The sequence below is a fragment of the Blastococcus saxobsidens genome (assembly GCF_002938435.1).
In the GTDB taxonomy this organism is placed as follows: domain Bacteria; phylum Actinomycetota; class Actinomycetes; order Mycobacteriales; family Geodermatophilaceae; genus Blastococcus; species Blastococcus saxobsidens.
In genome coordinates this window covers 1-15,994 of the sequence record NZ_POQT01000057.1, presented here as the reverse complement: position 1 = coordinate 15,994, position 15,994 = coordinate 1, and the positions used below count along the sequence as shown (strand labels likewise).

General features: G+C 74.2%; 20 protein-coding genes. 10 read left to right on the top strand and 10 right to left on the bottom strand.

Annotation, left to right across the window (positions count from 1 at the left end; translation table 11 throughout):
* Positions 1 to 321 (top strand): hypothetical protein (locus C5507_RS21270; protein WP_104530492.1); only part of this gene is annotated, 321 nt, incomplete at its 5' end.
* Between the two features lie 58 nt (positions 322 to 379).
* Positions 380 to 1,279, top strand: a complete 900-nt coding sequence (locus tag C5507_RS21265) for an SDR family NAD(P)-dependent oxidoreductase (protein ID WP_104530491.1) — start codon at positions 380 to 382, stop codon at positions 1,277 to 1,279.
* Between the two features lie 65 nt (positions 1,280 to 1,344).
* Here C5507_RS21265 and C5507_RS21260 read toward each other — a convergent pair whose 3' ends face one another.
* From C5507_RS21260 to C5507_RS21250, 3 genes are read right to left on the bottom strand one after another with little or no spacing between them, the layout of a single operon-like run.
* Positions 1,345 to 2,967, bottom strand: a complete 1,623-nt coding sequence (locus tag C5507_RS21260; RefSeq protein ID WP_104530490.1) for a tripartite tricarboxylate transporter permease — start codon at positions 2,965 to 2,967, stop codon at positions 1,345 to 1,347.
* The gene (locus C5507_RS21255) at positions 2,967 to 3,479 is read right to left on the bottom strand and encodes a tripartite tricarboxylate transporter TctB family protein (RefSeq protein ID WP_104530489.1); all 513 of its coding nucleotides are present in this window, start codon (positions 3,477 to 3,479) and stop codon (positions 2,967 to 2,969) included. Before C5507_RS21255 ends, C5507_RS21260 begins: the two co-directional genes overlap by 1 nt.
* Positions 3,476 to 4,477 carry a Bug family tripartite tricarboxylate transporter substrate binding protein gene (locus C5507_RS21250; RefSeq protein WP_104530488.1) on the bottom strand — a complete coding sequence of 334 codons (1,002 nt, stop codon included), beginning with the start codon at positions 4,475 to 4,477 and terminating at the stop codon, positions 3,476 to 3,478. The genes C5507_RS21255 and C5507_RS21250 overlap by 4 nt, the downstream gene beginning before the upstream one ends.
* A 188-nt stretch (positions 4,478 to 4,665) precedes the next feature.
* Here C5507_RS21250 and C5507_RS21245 point away from each other — a divergent pair, with 188 nt between their 5' ends.
* From C5507_RS21245 to C5507_RS21235, 3 genes are read left to right on the top strand one after another with little or no spacing between them, the layout of a single operon-like run.
* Complete coding sequence (locus C5507_RS21245; RefSeq protein ID WP_104530487.1) at positions 4,666 to 6,267, top strand: sensor histidine kinase; 1,602 nt, start codon at positions 4,666 to 4,668, stop codon at positions 6,265 to 6,267.
* On the top strand, positions 6,264 to 6,986 hold the full coding sequence (locus tag C5507_RS21240) for a response regulator (RefSeq protein WP_104530486.1): 723 nt from the start codon (positions 6,264 to 6,266) through the stop codon (positions 6,984 to 6,986). The genes C5507_RS21245 and C5507_RS21240 overlap by 4 nt, the downstream gene beginning before the upstream one ends.
* 46 nt (positions 6,987 to 7,032) lie before the next feature.
* Positions 7,033 to 7,425: a universal stress protein gene (locus C5507_RS21235; RefSeq protein WP_104530485.1), complete on the top strand. Its 393-nt coding sequence runs from the start codon at positions 7,033 to 7,035 to the stop codon at positions 7,423 to 7,425.
* 85 nt (positions 7,426 to 7,510) lie between these two features.
* Here the strand turns inward: C5507_RS21235 and C5507_RS21230 are convergent, their stop codons facing one another.
* Positions 7,511 to 8,209, bottom strand: coding sequence for a GntR family transcriptional regulator (locus tag C5507_RS21230; RefSeq protein WP_104530484.1), 699 nt, complete (start codon positions 8,207 to 8,209; stop codon positions 7,511 to 7,513).
* Positions 8,206 to 9,258, bottom strand: coding sequence for an Ldh family oxidoreductase (locus C5507_RS21225; RefSeq protein WP_104530483.1), 1,053 nt, complete (start codon positions 9,256 to 9,258; stop codon positions 8,206 to 8,208). The genes C5507_RS21230 and C5507_RS21225 overlap by 4 nt, the downstream gene beginning before the upstream one ends.
* Before the next feature lie 71 nt (positions 9,259 to 9,329).
* Here C5507_RS21225 and C5507_RS21220 point away from each other — a divergent pair, with 71 nt between their 5' ends.
* Genes C5507_RS21220 through C5507_RS21210 form a run of 3 tightly spaced genes read left to right on the top strand, consistent with a single transcriptional unit; the run spans position 9,330 to position 11,148 of the window.
* On the top strand, positions 9,330 to 9,641 hold the full coding sequence (locus C5507_RS21220) for a putative quinol monooxygenase (RefSeq protein ID WP_104530482.1): 312 nt from the start codon (positions 9,330 to 9,332) through the stop codon (positions 9,639 to 9,641).
* Complete coding sequence (locus C5507_RS21215; RefSeq protein ID WP_104530481.1) at positions 9,638 to 10,069, top strand: cupin domain-containing protein; 432 nt, start codon at positions 9,638 to 9,640, stop codon at positions 10,067 to 10,069. The genes C5507_RS21220 and C5507_RS21215 overlap by 4 nt, the downstream gene beginning before the upstream one ends.
* Positions 10,066 to 11,148, top strand: a complete 1,083-nt coding sequence (locus C5507_RS21210) for an isocitrate/isopropylmalate dehydrogenase family protein (protein WP_242611081.1) — start codon at positions 10,066 to 10,068, stop codon at positions 11,146 to 11,148. Before C5507_RS21215 ends, C5507_RS21210 begins: the two co-directional genes overlap by 4 nt.
* Before the next feature lie 12 nt (positions 11,149 to 11,160).
* On the opposite strand, the gene C5507_RS21205 is transcribed toward C5507_RS21210, so the two are convergent.
* Positions 11,161 to 12,297, bottom strand: coding sequence for an MFS transporter (locus C5507_RS21205; RefSeq protein WP_242611080.1), 1,137 nt, complete (start codon positions 12,295 to 12,297; stop codon positions 11,161 to 11,163).
* A 35-nt stretch (positions 12,298 to 12,332) separates the two neighbouring features.
* Positions 12,333 to 13,007, bottom strand: a complete 675-nt coding sequence (locus C5507_RS21200; RefSeq protein ID WP_104530479.1) for a GntR family transcriptional regulator — start codon at positions 13,005 to 13,007, stop codon at positions 12,333 to 12,335.
* Between the two features lie 78 nt (positions 13,008 to 13,085).
* Between C5507_RS21200 and rraA the strand changes: the two genes are divergently transcribed.
* Complete coding sequence (gene rraA / locus C5507_RS21195; RefSeq protein WP_104530478.1) at positions 13,086 to 13,589, top strand: ribonuclease E activity regulator RraA; 504 nt, start codon at positions 13,086 to 13,088, stop codon at positions 13,587 to 13,589.
* A gap of 11 nt (positions 13,590 to 13,600) precedes the next feature.
* On the opposite strand, the gene C5507_RS21190 is transcribed toward rraA, so the two are convergent.
* The gene (locus C5507_RS21190; protein ID WP_104530477.1) at positions 13,601 to 13,840 is read right to left on the bottom strand and encodes a hypothetical protein; all 240 of its coding nucleotides are present in this window, start codon (positions 13,838 to 13,840) and stop codon (positions 13,601 to 13,603) included.
* Positions 13,841 to 13,857: 17 nt separating this feature from the next.
* Here C5507_RS21190 and C5507_RS21185 point away from each other — a divergent pair, with 17 nt between their 5' ends.
* Positions 13,858 to 14,487: a hypothetical protein gene (locus C5507_RS21185; RefSeq protein WP_104530476.1), complete on the top strand. Its 630-nt coding sequence runs from the start codon at positions 13,858 to 13,860 to the stop codon at positions 14,485 to 14,487.
* Positions 14,488 to 14,491: 4 nt separating this feature from the next.
* Here the strand turns inward: C5507_RS21185 and C5507_RS21180 are convergent, their stop codons facing one another.
* A complete protein-coding gene (locus tag C5507_RS21180) occupies positions 14,492 to 15,010 on the bottom strand; it encodes a dihydrofolate reductase family protein (protein WP_242611370.1) in 519 nt (172 codons plus the stop codon).
* The coding region (locus tag C5507_RS21175) for an ATP-binding cassette domain-containing protein (RefSeq protein ID WP_249027840.1) at positions 14,910 to 15,994 on the bottom strand (1,085 nt) is incomplete at its 5' end. The genes C5507_RS21175 and C5507_RS21180, both read right to left, overlap by 101 nt.

Genomic DNA, 15,994 nt, shown 5'->3' with positions numbered 1-15,994 from the left:
GGGCTGGCGGCGCTGCCGGGGCGGCTGCCCGGACCCGGCGGTGCGGACGTCGGGCTGGACGGCACCGTGGCGGTCGTCGAGGGCGCCGCCCGCGACGTGCCCGCGCCCGGCGGGATCCGGCTGGTGCGGGCCGCCGGCCCCGGCGACGACGCGCTGGTCGCCGTCGCCGGGGAGCTCGCCGCGGCCGGGGAGGACCTGCTCGTGGTGACCGCCGACCGAGGGCTGCGAGCACGGCTGCCCGCGGGGGCGGTGTGCGCTGGGCCCGGGTGGCTGTGGGCGCGGATCGACGGGAACGGCATGACCTCGGGAGGCACCGGGTAGTCGGTTGCGGACAACGGACGTCGTCCCCGGCGTCCGCCGCCCATGGCGAGGAGAGCTCGTGCCGATCCCCGAGATGCCAGGAACGCCGATCACCGCGCTGGTCACCGGTGCCTCCAGCGGCATCGGCCGGGCCACCGCCGTGCAGCTCGGGGAGCGCGGTGCCCGCGTGGTGCTGGTGGCCCGCGGGCGGGGGTCCCTGGAGGCCGCGGCGCGGGAGGTCCGGGCGGCCGGAGCGGCGGCCGTCACCGTCTGCCCGGCCGACCTGCTCGACGAGGACGCGATCCGGGCGGTGGTGGACTCCGCCGTCGCCGAGTTCGGCCGGCTCGACCTGGTCGTCCACTCCGCCCAGGTGATGGCCTACGGCGCGGTCGAGGACGTGCCCAAGGAGGTCTACGAGCGGGTCGTGGACACCGCGCTGCACGGCACCGCGACCCTCGCCCGGCACGTGCTCCCGGTCTTCCGCCGGCAGCGCGCCGGCCACCTGGTGATCGTCAACTCGCTGCTCGGGAACGTCACCGCTCCGCTCATGGGCAGCTACGTCGCCGCGAAGTTCGGCCAGCTCGGCCTCGCACGGGTGCTGCAGCAGGAGACCCGCGACGAGCCGGGGATCTCCGTGTCGATCGTGCAGCCCGGGGGGGTGAACACCCCGATCTACGCCCAGGGCGCCTCCTACGTCGGCAGCACGGGCCGGCCGCCGCCGCCGGTCTACTCGCCGCAGCGCGTGGCCCGGCGGGTCCTCTCGACGCTGGACCAGCCCCGCCGGGTGGTGCAGGCGGGCCTGTTCAACCCGCTGATAACCGCCGGTTTCCGGTTGCTGCCGGGGATGTACGACGTCCTGGTGGGCCCGCTGCTGCAGAAGCTGGCCATCTCGAACGACCGGACAGCCCCCACCCAGGGCAACGTCTTCAGCACTCACGAGGAGGGCAACGCCACCGAGGGGCGCTGGCGCAGCATCTGACCCGGACGCGCGAGGGCCCCGGCCTCCACGACGGGAGACCGGGGCCCTCGGCCGGTGCCGGCGGATCAGCGCCCGTCCGGCACCCCGGGGTCGGGCTTCTCCCGCACCTCGTCGCCGACGTGCCGCTCCACCGACACGGCGTTGGTCAGCCCGTGGTGGGAGTGCGCCTCCTCGACCTCGTGCGCGGCCTCGGAGAGGACCGGCACCCGCGCCTTGCTCGGCAGGAACCGGCGGACCAGCGGCCAGAGCAGGATCAGCGCGATGAGCACGTAGATCACCGTGGAGAACGGCGTGATGAGCCCACCGAGGTCACCGTTGCTGATCTGCAGCGCGGTGCGCAGCCGCTCCTCGGCGAAGGGGCCGAGGATGACGCCGATGATCGCCGGCAGCACCGGCAGCCCGTAGCGCCGCATCATGAACCCCAGCCCGCCGATGGCCAGGAGCAGGAACAGGTCGAACGGCGAGGCGTTGACCGCGTACGCACCCAGGGCGGAGAAGAACAGGATCCCCGCGTAGAGGTAGGTGCGCGGGATCTGCAGGAGCTTCGCCCACAGCGGTGCGAGGGGCAGGTTGAGGATCAGCAGCATCGTGTTGCCGATGAAGAGACTGGCGATCAGGCCCCACACCAGCACCGGCTCGGTGTCGAACAGCCGGGGGCCCGGCTCGATGCCGTACGTCTGGATGGCGACCAGCAGGATCGCGGCGGTCGCCGTCGTCGGCAGCCCCAGGGTGAGCAGCGGGACCAGACCACCGGCGGCGGACGCGTTGTTGGTCGCCTCGGGGCCGGCGACGCCCTCGATCGCCCCGTGGCCGAACTCCTCGGGGTGCTTGGAGAGCTTCCGCTCGGTCACGTAGGACAGGAACGTCGGGATCTCCGCACCGCCGGCGGGGACGGCGCCGAACGGGAAGCCGATCGCGGTGCCGCGCAGCCAGGGCTTCCAGGAGCGCGACCAGTCCTCGCGGTTCATCCGGGCGGTGCCGACCGGGATGACCTGGACGGGGGCGCGGCGCAGGTGCGCGGCGGTCCAGAGCGCCTCGCCGACGGCGAACAGCCCGACCGCGACGATCACGATGTCGATGCCGTCGGCCAGTTCCGGGATGCCGAAGGTGAGCCGCTGCTGACCGGAGGTCGCATCGATCCCGACGAGGCCGATGGTCAGCCCGAGCCCCAGGGCAGCCAGACCGCGCACCCGGGAGCTGCCGAGCACCGACGTCACCGCGATGAACGCCAGCAGGATGAGCGCGAAGAAGTCCGCCTGCCCGACCTGCAGCGCCACCCGCGCGACGACCGGGCCGAGCAGCGCCAGCAGCAGCGTGGCGATCGTGCCGGCCACGAACGACCCGATGGCGGCGGTGGCCAGCGCCTGGGCGGCCCGCCCGCGTTTGGCCATCTTGTTGCCCTCGATGGCGGTGACCACCGAGGCGCTCTCACCGGGGGTGTTGAGCAGGATCGAGGTCGTGGACCCGCCGTACATGCCGCCGTAGTAGATGCCGGCGAACATGATCAGGGCGCTGGTCACCGGCAGGGCGTAGGTCAGCGGGAGCAGCAGGGCCAGCGTCATGGCCGGGCCGATGCCGGGCAGCACGCCGATCGCGGTGCCCAGCAGCACGCCGAGGAAGGCGTACAGCAGGTTCTCAGGGCTCAGCGCGGTGCCGAACCCGTTGATCAGTTCGCCGATCGCGCCCATCAGAGGATCCCTCGCAGCACGCCGACGGGAAGGGACACGCCCAGCGCCAGCACGAACAGGTACCAGGTGCCGACGGACAGCACGAGCGCGATCGCGACGTCGCGGACGTAGTGCCGGCTGCCGAGCGCGAAGGCGGCTCCCCAGAACAGGATCGCGCCCGAGATCGGCCAGCCGAGGCTCTCGATCAGCATCGCGTTGGCCGCGAACGCCGCCACCAGCAGCGCCATGGTGGCCCAGTCGCTGCGGCCGGTGAGGTCGATGTCCTCGCCGCCCTCGGGCTCGCCGCGCCCGCCGCGCGCGATGTCGACGGCCAGGACGGCGGCGACGACCACCAGCAGGCCACCGACGACCAGGGGCACCGCCTTCGGCCCGACCGGGCCGCGGACGATCAGGCTCGCCGGCAGGAGCAGCGCCTGGGCGATGAGGAGGACTCCGAGCGCACCGAGGAACAGGGCCACTCCGTACTCGGAGCGGCCCTGCTCCCTGGTGCTGCCGGGGGCGGCAGAGCTCACGCCAGCCCCAGCTCGCTCAGGATCGTCTGGACGCGCTGGCTCTCGTCGCTGAGGAACGAGCTGAACTCGTCGCCGGTGATGAAGGCGTCGCTCCAGCCGTTGGTCTCCAGCGCCTGCTGCCACTCCTCGCTGTCGTGCATCTCGGTGACGAGGTCGACGTGGCGCTGGATCTCCTCCTCGGAGATGCCGGGAGCGGCCACGATCCCGCGCCAGTTGGTGAAGACCAGGTCGACGCCCTCCTCGGTCAGCGTCGGCGCGTCCACGCCCTCGACCGGCTCCTCGCTGGTGACGGCCAGGATGCGCACCTCGCCGGCGGCGGCCTGCTCGGCGACCTCGCCGATGCCGGTCGCGCCGAAGGCGATCTGGTTGCCCAGGATCGCGGCGAGCAGCTCGCCGCCGCCGTCGTAGGAGACGTAGTTGACGGTCGTCGGGTCCAGGTCCACGGCGTCGGCCAGCAGCATCGGGGTCAGGTGGTCGGGGCCACCGGGGTTCGACGCGCCGCCGACCGGGACCGCGCCCGGGTCGGCCTTCCACGCCTCGATGAGCTGGTCGAGGCTCTGGTAGGGGGAGTTGGCCGGGACGACGATCGCCTCGGACTCCTCGATCAGCCGCGCGATCGGGGTGGTGTCCTCGAGCGTGGCCTCGGACTCGTTCGTGTAGGAGGCGCCGACGACACCCAGACCCATCTGCATCAGCAGGTCGGCGTTGCCGTCCTCGTTGACGAGGCGCTGCAGGCCCACCGTGCCGCCGGCGCCCTCGAGGTTGAACACCTCGATGCCGCTGGCCAGCTCCACGTCCTCCATCGTCTTGGAGACGACGCGGGCGGTGGTGTCGTACCCGCTGCCCGGGGAGTTCGGGACCATGATCCGGAGCCCGCTGACCGGGCCGTCCTCGCCGCCCGACGCCGAGCCGCCCTCGGCCGTGGTGCCGCAGCCGGTGAGCACGAGGCCGGCGGCGACGGCGCCGACGGTGAGCTTCCGCAGGGAAGCAGTGCGCATCTTGTCCTCCTGAGTGTCCGGTGGATGACCACCGCGTGACACGGACGGTGGCAAGGCCGGTGGGCCGTGTCACCCTTGAGTGCGCATTGAGCTTTGTGGTCCTTGTGTCCACGCCCACCGGCCCGCGTGTCCGTGATGGAGTGCCACCGGCGCGGACCCGCGCCCGTCCCTCGACGTCTGGAGATCCCGTGACCCGGCGGCTCTCGCTGGCCGGCCAGCTGCTGGCCCTGCAGGTGGTCATCATCTGCGTGGTGCTCGTCGGCGTCGCGGCGGTGACCGTGGCGCAGTCGACCAAGCGCGCGCAGGACTCGGAGGGGCGCCGCGCGCTGGCCGTGGCCGAGACGCTCGCCAACGCCCGGATCTTCCGCGACGCGGTCGCCAACAACGCCGTCGCCTACGTCCGCGTCGCGGCGGAGAGCACGCGCAGCGTGTCGGGTTCGGCGTCGGTCGTCGTGGCGCTCGCCGACCGCACGGTCGTCGCCAGCGCGGACCCCGAGCAGCTCGGCGAGCGGATCGACCTGGGGGAGAGCACCGTCCTGCAGGGCCGGTCGTGGGTGGGGGAGCAGGAGTTCGAGGGCCACCCCGCGGCGGTGGCCATGGTGCCCATCCTCACCGGGCCCCGGCGGGAGGCGGCCGGCTTCGTGACGGTCACCCGGCGCTACCCGTCGGTGCTGGACGGTCTCGCCACCGCCACCCCCAACCTGCTGACCTACCTGGGGCTGGGCAGCGCGATCGGCGTCGGTGGGTCCCTGCTGGTCGCGCGCCGGGTGAAGCGGCAGACCCTCGGGCTGGAACCGGCCGAGATCGCCGGCCTGGTCGAGCACCGGGACGCGATGCTGCACGGCATCCGGGAGGGCGTCGTGGGCCTGGACCTGCGCGGGCGGGTCACCCTCATCAACGACGAGGCGATCCGGCTGCTGCACGTGCCCGGGGACGCACTGGGCCGCACCCTCGCCGATCTCGGTGTGCGGGACGAGCTCCTGGAGGCGTTCCTGCACGGCGACGTGGAACGCGACCGCGCCGTCGCCAGCGCCGGACGGGTGCTGGTGGTCAACCGGCTGCCGATCACCAGCCACGGCCGGGCGATCGGCTCGGTCACCACGCTGCGCGACCGCACCGAGCTGCTCGAGCTGCGTCGCGAGCTCGACCTCACCCGGCACGTCACCGACACGCTGCGGGCGCAGGCGCACGAGTTCAGCAACCGGCTGCACACCATCGCCGGCCTGATCGAGCTGGGGGAGGCGGAGGAGGCCGTGCGGTTCGTCCACCGGGTGAGCTCCAGCCGGTCGGAGTTCACCGCCGAGGTGACGTCGACCGTGCGGGACCCCTCGATCGCCGCACTGCTCATCGCCAAGGCGAGCCAGGCGACCGAGCTCGGCGTGGACCTGCGGATCTCGCCGGACTCCTCGCTCCCGGTGCTGCCCGGCGAGCTGAGCACCGACGTCGCGACCGTCGTCGGGAACCTCGTCGACAACGCCCTGGACGCCGCCTCGGTGGCGGCCCAGCGCTGGGTCGAGGTGTCGGTGGGTCTGGTGGACGGAGAGGTGGAGGTGGTCGTGCGCGACTCCGGGCCCGGGGTGCCGGCGGGGATGGAGCGGGAGGTGTTCCGCCGCGGGGTCTCGACCAAGGATGCGGCGGCCGGTCAGACCGACCAGGGGGAGCGGGGCATCGGCCTGTCCCTGGTCCACCTGCTCTGCACCCGGCGGGGCGGCGACGTCACGGCCACCTCGGCCGGTGGCTCGACGTTCACCGCCCGCATGCCGGCCGACCCCGCGCTGGTGGCGTCGTGATCGGCGTCCTCATCGTCGACGACGACTTCATGGTCGCGAAGGTCCACTCGGCCTTCGTGGCGGGGCTGGACGGCTTCGAGGTCGTCGGGACGGCGACGACGGGGGCGCAGGCCCTGCAGGAGGTGCAGCGGCTGAGCCCGGACCTCGTGCTGCTCGACATCTACCTGCCGGACATGACCGGGCTGGACGTGCTGCGCCGGCTGCGGGCGGACGGGTCGGACGTGGACGTGGTGGTGATCAGCGCGGCGCGGGACGTGGACAGCATCCGCACGGCACTGCACGGCGGCGTCCTGCACTACCTGGTCAAGCCGTTCGACCGGCGGACCTTCGAGGAGCGGCTGCGGCAGTACGCCGCGCTGCGCGGGGAGCTCACCCGGATCGACGTCGCCGCGCAGAGCGACGTCGACCGGATGTTCGGCGTCTCCCGCGGGAGCGCGGCGCCGACGGTGGCCACGCCCAAGGGCATCACCCCGCAGACCCTGGAGCTGGTGCGCACCGCGCTGGCCGATGCGGGGGAGGAGGGGCTGTCGGCGTCGGAGTGCAGCGAGCGCACCGGGCTGGCCCGGGTGAGCGCCCGGCGCTACCTGGAGCAGCTGGTGGCCCAGCACCAGGCCGACGTCCGGCAGCGCTACGGCACGGCCGGCCGGCCCGAACGCCGCTTCACCCTGCGGTCCCCGCGCCCGGTCGACCGCGGACTCAAGGACCGAAACGACCGATAGGCACGCAAGGTGGAACGACGCCGGTGCGATCGGGGACACTGCCCGCATGACGATCGTCGTGGGCTACGTCCCCACTGCCGAGGGCGAGGCCGCGCTGACCGCGGCGATCACCGAGGCCCGCCGCCGCGAGGAGCCGCTGCACGTGGTCAACACCTCGCGCGGTGACACCTACGTCGACAACCGGTTCATGTCCGAGGACCTCGTGGCCGCGCTGCGCGAGCGGCTGGACGCCACCGGCGTCGTCTACGAGATCGAGCAGAAGGTGCGCGGCCACGAGGCGGCCGACGAGCTGGTCGAGGCCGCCGACCGGGTGAAGGCCAGCCTGCTGGTGATCGGCATCCGCCGGCGCACGCCCACCGGCAAGCTGCTCACCGGCAGCCAGGCGCAGCGGATCCTGCTCGACTCGAACTGCCCGGTGCTCGCCGTCAAGGCCGACTGAAGAAGCACACCCCCTGCCCCCTTCCGCTCACAGGCTCGGGGCGGGCCCTTGCAGGGGCCCGCCGAGTCGGAACGGACGTTCTCGTTCAGCCCAGCAGGTCGACGCCGTCCCCGGGCCCCACGGCCAGGTTGCGGAAGATGGTCGCCAGGCTCTGCGCGAGGTGGTCGGCGACGGCCGCGGCGGCCTCGTCGGCGTCGCCGGCGAGCAGCGCGTCGCACATCCGCAGGTGCTCGGTGACCGACACCTCGACCCGCCGCGGATCGACGTGGGAGAGGTTGCGCAGCCGCGCGGTGTGCGGGCGCAGCTCTGCGATGGTCCGGCGCAGGTGCTCGTTGCCGGTGGCGCCAATGATCGCCCAGTCGAACCGGTCGGCCAGCTCGTAGAACGCGCGCGAGCGGGCCTGCGACGGAACCCGGCGGGCCGTGCGGGCGAACTCGGTGCGCATGGCGGCGAACACCCGGCGCAGCTCGGGGTCGGCCGCGGCGGCCTCGGTGGCCTCGCGCATCGCGGCGGGCTCCAGCAGCGACCGGAAGTCGAACAGGTCGCGGACGCTCCGCAGGGACACCCGCGACACCCGGGCGCCCTGCCGGGGCGCGAGGTCGACCAGGCCCTCGGCGGCCAGCCGGCGCAGCGCCTCGCGGACCGGGGTGCGGGAGGCGCCGGTGCGCTCCACCAGCCACAGCTCCGACAGCGGCGTGCCCGGCGCCAGCTCGCCGAGCTCGATCTCCTCCTTGAGCTGCCGGTGGACCAGATCGGCCTTGCTGGCCTCGCCCGGGGCGCTCACCGGTACGGCCCGAAGGGCACGCCGGTCGCGCCGGCCAGTTCCCGCAGCCCGGCCAGGGACCCCTCGGCCAGCTCGACCCCACCCGCGGCGAGGGCGGCGGCCTCGGCGCGGTCCTCGACCTCGCCGGGGTGGAAGACCTCGTCGAACCCCTGCGCCAGTGGTGCGCCCTTCACCTCATCGATCAGCTGCCGGACGCGGTCCTCGTAGCCGGCCCGGTCGCCGAACGCCGCAGGGTCGAGGGCGAGGAACAGGTGGCCGCAGCCGCTGCGGGCCTCGGGCTCGTAGGGCCCGTGCACGCCGGTGCCGACGGCGCTGCCGGTCAGCGCGCCGGAGAGCACGTCCATCAGGAAGCTGATGGCGTAGCCCTTGTGGCCGGCCATCGGCAGGATCACCCCGAGCACCCCCTCCGCCGGATCCGTGGTGGGGGCACCGTCGGCGGTGAGCGCCCACCCTTCGGGGATGGCCTCGCCGCGCTTGCCCGCCAGGTGGATCTTGCCGCGGGCCACCGCGGTGTTGGCGATGTCCACGGCCACGACGCGCCCGTCCGGCGCCGGTGCGGCGATCGACCACGGGTTGGTGCCGAGCACCTTCTCCCGGCCACCCCACGGCGCCATCGCGGGGCTGGCGTTGGTGGTCAGGACGGCCACGAACCCGTCGCGGGCGGCCCGCCGGGTGAAGTACATCGCCGTGCCGAAGTGGTTGGAGTTCCGCACGCCGACGACGCCGACGCCGTGCACCCCGGCTCGCGCGGTCGCCAGCTCGCGGGCGCGGTCGGCGAGCACCTGGCCGATGCCGTCGCGCCCGTCGAGCAGGACCAGCGGACCGGTGTCGGAGAGCACGGCCGGCTCGGTGACCGCGCGGGTCGCGCCCGATCGCAGCCGCGCGGCGTACCAGGGCAGGCGCAGGAACCCGTGCGACTGGTGGCCCCAGAGGTCGGCCTGCACGAGGCTGTCGGCCACCAGGGCGGCGTCGTCCTCGGGCACGCCGAGCGCGGCGAGCACCCGGGTGCCGAACGAGCGCAGGTGCTGCGGGTCGATCCGGTCGGTCATGGCGCGCCCTCTTCCCTCGACGGCCAACAGTGTATACAAGTTGTATACCTATCGACGAGAAGGAGGCGTGCATGTTCAGCCTGGTGGTGCAGATGCAGGTCCGTCCGGGGAAGCGGGAGGAGTTCCTCGCCGGGATCGCGGCGAACGCGGAGGCCTCGGTGCGCGACGAGCCCGGGTGCCTGCGCTTCGACGTCTGCTCGGTGGAGGGCGAGGAGGACCGGTTCCTGCTCTACGAGCTCTACACCGACGCCGAGGCGTTCGAGGCGCACAAGCGGGCTCCGCACTTCGCGCAGTGGCGCACGATCGCCGCGACGGTGCTCGAGGGCCAGGTCAACACGCCCGGCTCGCTGCTGGTCAGCCACACCACCGAGGAGAACGCATGAGCACCCAGCCCGCTCCGCCGTCCATGGTCCTGTGCCCGGAGGAGATCGAGCGCTTCGACCGCGGCAACGGCGTCGCCACCGTCCCGTTCGTGGGGAAGTGGAACTGCGAGGCCAACCGGGTCACGACCGGGATGACGGTCTTCTCCCCGGGCACCGGCATCCCGCTGCACTCGCACAACGTGGAGGAGACGGTGCTCGTGTTCGAGGGCGAGGCCACCGCGGTCATCGGGGACGAGGAGTTCGACCTCGTCGCCGGGCAGGCCACCTGGGTGCCGGCCGGTGTCCCGCACTGCTTCCGCAACCGCGGCGAGGGCTCGATGACCATCTACTGGGTCTACGGCGGCCGGGACGTCACCCGGACCGTCACCGCCACGGGCGAGACCTTCGAGCACCTCTCCGACAGCGACCGCGGCGCGAGCCGGTCGTGACCGTCGGTCGCCCCTACCGGCTCGGCGTGATGCCCGGCGACGGCATCGGGCCGGAGATCGTCCCTGCCGCGGTGCGCGTCGTCGACGCCGCCCTGATCGCCGCCGGAGCGCAGCCTCCCGAGTGGCGGGAGCTCCCGCTGGGCGGCTCGGCCATCGAGCACCACGGCAGTGCCATCCCGGCCACCACGCTCGACGCGCTCGCCGCGATGGACGGCTGGCTGCTCGGGCCGCACGACAGCGCCGCCTACCCGGAGCCGCACCGGTCGGCGCTGAACCCCAGCGGCACGATCCGCAAGCACTTCGACCTCTACGCCAACATCCGGCCGGCGCGCGCCTTCGAGGGTGGTCGCGCGCTGGCGCCGGACACCGACCTGGTGATCGTCCGGGAGAACACCGAGGGCTTCTACGCCGACCGGAACACGTTCGCCGGCACGGGCGAGTACATGCCGACCCCCGACGTCGCCATCTGCATGGGCGTCTTCACCCGGCCGGCGATCGAGCGGATCGCCCGGACCGCCTTCGAACTCGCCCGGCGTCGGCGGCACAAGGTCACGATCGTCCACAAGGCGAACGTGCTGCAGCTGACCTCCGGCCTGTTCAAGCGGGTCTGCCTGGAGGTGGCCGAGGGTTACCCCGACGTCGAGGTCGACGACTTCCACATCGACGCGATGACCGTGCACCTGCTGCGCCGCGCGGCGGACTTCGACGTCCTGGTGGCCGAGAACATGTTCGGTGACATCCTGTCCGACATGGCCGGCGAACTGGCCGGGTCGCTGGGCATCGCCCCGTCGATCAACGCCTCCGACGACCGGTGCATGGCGCAGGCGGCGCACGGCTCGGCGCCGGACATCGCCGGGCGCGGCCTGGCCAACCCGATCGCGATGATGCTGTCGGCAGGGATGCTGCTCGACTGGCTGGGCACCCGGCACGGGAACCCGCGGGCCGCCGATGCCGCAGGGCGGCTGGAGGCCGGTGTGCGGGCGGCCGTGCGCGGGGGAGTGGCCACCCGCGACCTCGGCGGGAGCGCCTCCACCGACGCGTTCACCGACGCCGTCGTCGCGCAGGTCTCGCGCGGCTGACCGGGGGCCGCCTCAGGCGCCGCGGCCGCCGTCCACCGCCAGCCGCCGGGCGGCGACCCCGACCACCGCGAGCGCGGCGGCGGTGGCCCACAGCACGCCGGCGGCCCCGATGCCGACGGCCACCAGGCCGACGGTGCTGGGGATGAGCACCTGACCCAGTCGGTTTCCGGTGAGCCGCAGCGCCATCGCCCGGCCGCGGAGCCCGGTGGGCGCCACCTCGGCGAGCCAGGACATGGTGAGCGGCTGGCAGACGCCGAGGCCGAGCCCGAGCAGCACCACGACCGCCGCCATGGCGACCGTCGGCAGCGGAGCCGCCAACACCGCCATCGACACGGCGGACAGCGTCACGCTCACGACCATGAGGCGGCGCCGGCCCACCCAGGTCACGAGCCGTCCGAGGAACAGCCGCGACGTCATGGACGCGACCGCCCGGAGGGTGAGCAGCAGCCCGACGAAGCCGGCGGCCAGACCGCGGTCGGCCCCGAGGGCGGGCAGGTAGACCAGGGTGATGTCGACCGCGGCCAGCACCACGCAGCTGACCAGCAGGGCCCGGAGCAGTCCGGGGAGCCGCAACAGGGTCGCCATGCCGCCGGTCTCGGCCGCGGTCGGCGCCGACTCCCTGCCGGGGAACCGCAGGAACGCCGTGCAGATCAGGAGGACGGCGCCGAGCGCGGTGGCGGTCCAGAAGATCGGGGTCGTGTGGGGCAGCGCCCCCTCGCCGCCGATCAGCGTGATGAGCGCCGGACCGAGCGCCTGCCCCAGCGACGCCGCGAACGTGTAGTACCCGAAGGCGGTGTCGAAGCGGCCGGGGCCGGCGGTGTTCGCGACGGCGGCCTGCTGCCCGACGACCGACAGCAGGTGCCCCGTGCCCAGGACGACGCTGCCGAGGACGAGGCCGGCGGCGCCCCCGCGGCCGGACGCGAAGATCCCGCCGGACACCGCGAGGAGGACGGCGCCGACCAGCATCACGCGGCGCTCGCCGAACCGGTCGGTCGCCTGACCGCTCGGTACGGCGAGCAGGAGCGGGACGACGGCGAAGGAGGCGGTCAGCGCGCCCAGCCAGGCGGTGGGGACGCCGAGCTCCAGGGCGCGGTAGGCCGAGGTCGGGCGCAGGACGAAGGTGACCACCTGGGTGAGCGCCGAGTGCAACAGGAGCAGCGTGAGGAGGCGCCGGCCCGGGGCGGTCACCGGTGCGGGCCGGGGTCGGCCAGTCGGTCGAGCGAGCGGGCTCCCAGGCTGGTCTCGACGTGCCGGCGCATCAGCTCCGCGGCGGCGGCGGCGTCGCCGTCCCGCACCGCCGCGTACAGCAGCCGGTGCTCCACGGTCCGGGCGTCGCGCTCCTCGTCGGTGCGCCCGGCCTCGAGCCCGTGCCGCCGGTAGCGGTCGGTCTTCATCCAGAGGCCGTCCAGCGTCTGCACGAGCAGCGCGTTGTGCGAGGCTCGGTGGATCGCGGCGTGGAAGCGGTGGTGGCTCTCCAGCTGGGCGACCGACGGCGCACTGGGCAGCGCCTCCAGGCCGTCGAGAGCCGTGGCGACCGCGGTCAGGTCGTCCTCGGTCCGGCGGTGCGCGGCGAGCGAGGCGGCCAGCGGGTCGAGTGTCTGCCGCAGCTCCAGCAGGTCGCGGGCCTCGTCCGCGTCCAGCGGGCGCACCCGGGCGTCGCGGTGCGCGTCGAGCTCGACCAGGCCCTCCTGCTTCAGGCGCCGCAGTGCCTCGCGCAGGGGGGTGGTGCTCATCCCGATCGTGCGGGCCAGGGCCGCCTGCGGCAGGACCTGACCCGGGGCCAGGTCTCCGGCGAGGATCAGTTCCCGCACCCGCGTGTAGGCGAGGTCGCTCTTGGTCGCGTACACCACGTCGGTCATCGGGTGCCTCCTTCCGCTATAGGTTATAACCGTGCCCTGGAGACCAGTGCACCGCCGACCCCGAGAGCGAGTGACCCGATGACCCCCGACGCGACGGCCGGACCCGCGACGACCGACATCTCCGACGCCCACCCGGAGGCCCAGGTGTGCGATCCGGTGTTCCAGGTCTTCGGGGGCCGGGTGTCCTTCAGTGGACCGATCGCCACGCTCAAGGTGTTCGAGGACAACACGCTGGTGAAGCAGGCGGTCGAGACCCCGGGCGAGGGGCGGGTGCTGGTGGTCGACGGCGGGGGCTCGACCCGGTGCGGCCTGGTCGGGGGGAACCTCGCGGTCTCCGCGGCGACCAACGGGTGGGCCGGGCTCGTGGTCCACGGTTGCATCCGCGACGCCGACGAACTGGGCCGGCAGCCCCTCGGCGTGCGGGCGCTCGCGGCGATGCCGCGCAAGAGCCAGCGCGGGCTGCACTCCGGTCAGGCCGGCATCCCGGTCGTCTTCGCCGGCGTGGTGTTCCGCGAGGGCGCCTGGCTGTGCGCCGACCGGGACGGGATCGTCGTGCTGCCCGAGGCGCCCTCGGACGTGTGATCCGCCGGGGTTCAGTTCCGCCGCAGCAGACGGGCCAGCCGGTGCCGGCGACCGGCGACCAGTTCGGCCGAGGGCGCCGGCTCGGGAGCCTCGTCCTCGGCCGACGCCAGCGCCGCGTGCCGCTCGTGCAGCCGCGCCCGCACGTCGTCGGGGGAGTAGGCCCGGCGCTGCCGCTCGTTGCGCGCCAGGACGGCGCCGGTCGCGGCGACTCCGGCGAGACCGGCCAGGCCGAGGAGCTTCCAGGGGCGCACGTCCGTACGGTAGCGCCGTGCCGACGCTGACCCTGGACGAGGCGGTCGACCTCACCCGCACCGGCGACGTGTGGATCTTCCGCGGCGCGTCCGTCGCCGACCGGGCGATCCGGACGCTGACCAACGCCCCGGTGAACCACGTCGGGATGGCGGTCGTCCTGGAGGACCTGCCGCCGCTGCTGTGGCACGCCGAACTGGGGCGGTCGTTGCCCGACGTCTGGACCGGGAAGCACCAGCGCGGCGTGCAGCTGCACGACCTGGGCGACGCCGTCCGCACCTGGCGGCACAGGTACGGCCAGCGGCCCTGGCTGCGCCAGCTGGTCGGCCCCTCCGACGACGGTGGCGTGACCCCCGCCATGGAGGACGCCATCCTGCGCACGATCGCCCGCATGGACGGCCGGCCGTTCCCGACCACCCGGCACCTCGCCGGAGGGTGGGTCAACGGCCGGCTGCGGCGCGGCACGACCACCGAGGCCGTCTACTGCGCCGAGCTGGTCGCGGCCACCTACACCGCGATGGGCCTGCTGCCCGCCGACCGGCCGGTCAACTGGTACGACCCCGGCAGCTTCTGGTCCGGTGACGACCTGGACCTGCTGCACGGCGCCACCCTCGGCCCGGAGGTCGCCGTGGACGTGCCGGCGGCCTGACCGGTCAGCGGCGCACCCGGTAGGTCGTCTGCACCATCCCGCCGGCGAAGGTGCGGGTCCGCTCGTGCTCCAGGCGGATGTCGGCCGGCAGCTCGCCGAAGGGCGTCAGCCCCGTGCCGATCAGCACCGGCACCCGGGAGAGCGTGAGGTCATCGACCAGGCCCGCGGCCAGGAAGGCGTGCACGGTGCGGCCACCGTCGACGTACACCCGCCGGTGGCCTGCGCCCTCGATCGCCGCGACCACGTCGTCCAGCGAGGGGTGCACCGTGATCCGCGCGTCCTCGCCGGGCGTCAGCGTCGTGCTGAGCACGTGCACCGGCCGGCCGAGGTAGGGCCACTCGGCGAACGGCGCGATGAACTCGTAGGTGGAGCGCCCCATGACCAGTGCGTCCACGCCCGCGACGAACTCGCCGAAGCCGAAGTCACCCCCCTCGCCGTCGTCCGGGGCGCCGCCGGCGTCCTCCCCGCCGGTGAGCCAGGTGAGGTCGCCGTCGAGCCGGGCGATGAACCCGTCGACGCTCATGCCGAGGAAGACCGCTGCGGTGAAGCTCGTGTCCATGGCGCGCAGCGTGCCGCACCGGTACGACAAGCGGTGGGCGTGCCCCCACGGGAGTGCGGGCCGCCGCCTCCCCCAGCCGGACGACGGTGTCGCCGGGGCGCTCGACGTCGTCGTCGTGGGTGACGCAGACGACCACCCGGCCGGCCAGCGCCGTCCGCAGGTCACGCACCAGCGCGTCGGCGGTCGGCCGGTCCAGGTGCGCGGTCGGCTCGTCGAGCAGCACCACGTCGCGGTCGGCCAGCAGGGCGCGCGCGGTGGTCAGCCGGCGGCGCTCACCGCCGGACAGCGCGGTGCCGCCCGCGCCGACCGGCGTGTCCAGCCCGTCCGGCAGCCCGGCGAGCAGCCCGGCGAGCCCGGTGGCGGTCAGCGCCGCGCGCATCCGCGCCTCGCCCTCGGCGCCGGTGAGGACACCCCGCGGCGCCGCCAGGGCGAGGTTGGCCCGGATGCTGGAGGAGAAGACGTGCGCCTCCTGGGGCAGCCAGGCCATGCGGGCGCGCAGGTCGTCCCCGCGCAGCCGGTCGGTGGGGACGTCGTCGGCCGTGTACCCGCCGGCCCGCGGCCGCAGCGCCGCCATGAGCACCGCGAGGAGGGTGGACTTCCCGGTGCCCGACGGCCCGCGCACGACCAGCCAGCCGTCGCCTGCGTCGGCGCGCACGTCCATGCCGCGCAGCACGTCCGGGCCGCCGGGCCAGCCGGCGACCAGGCCCTCGGTCCGCAGCGAGGCGATCGACGCCGGCGCGGGGAGCGGCTCGGCCGGGTCGGAGGCCACCGGCGCGGTGAGGACGGCGTCCAGCCGCGACCGCGCGTCGGCCAGCGCGCCGCGGCGCTGCAGCCCGCTCACCAGACCGGCGAGGGGCTCGGCCAGCGCCAGCGGGGCGAGCGCGAGGACCGCGAGCGCCGGCCCGGCCAGCCCCTGCGACGCGGCGACCGCGGTGCCGAGCACCGCCG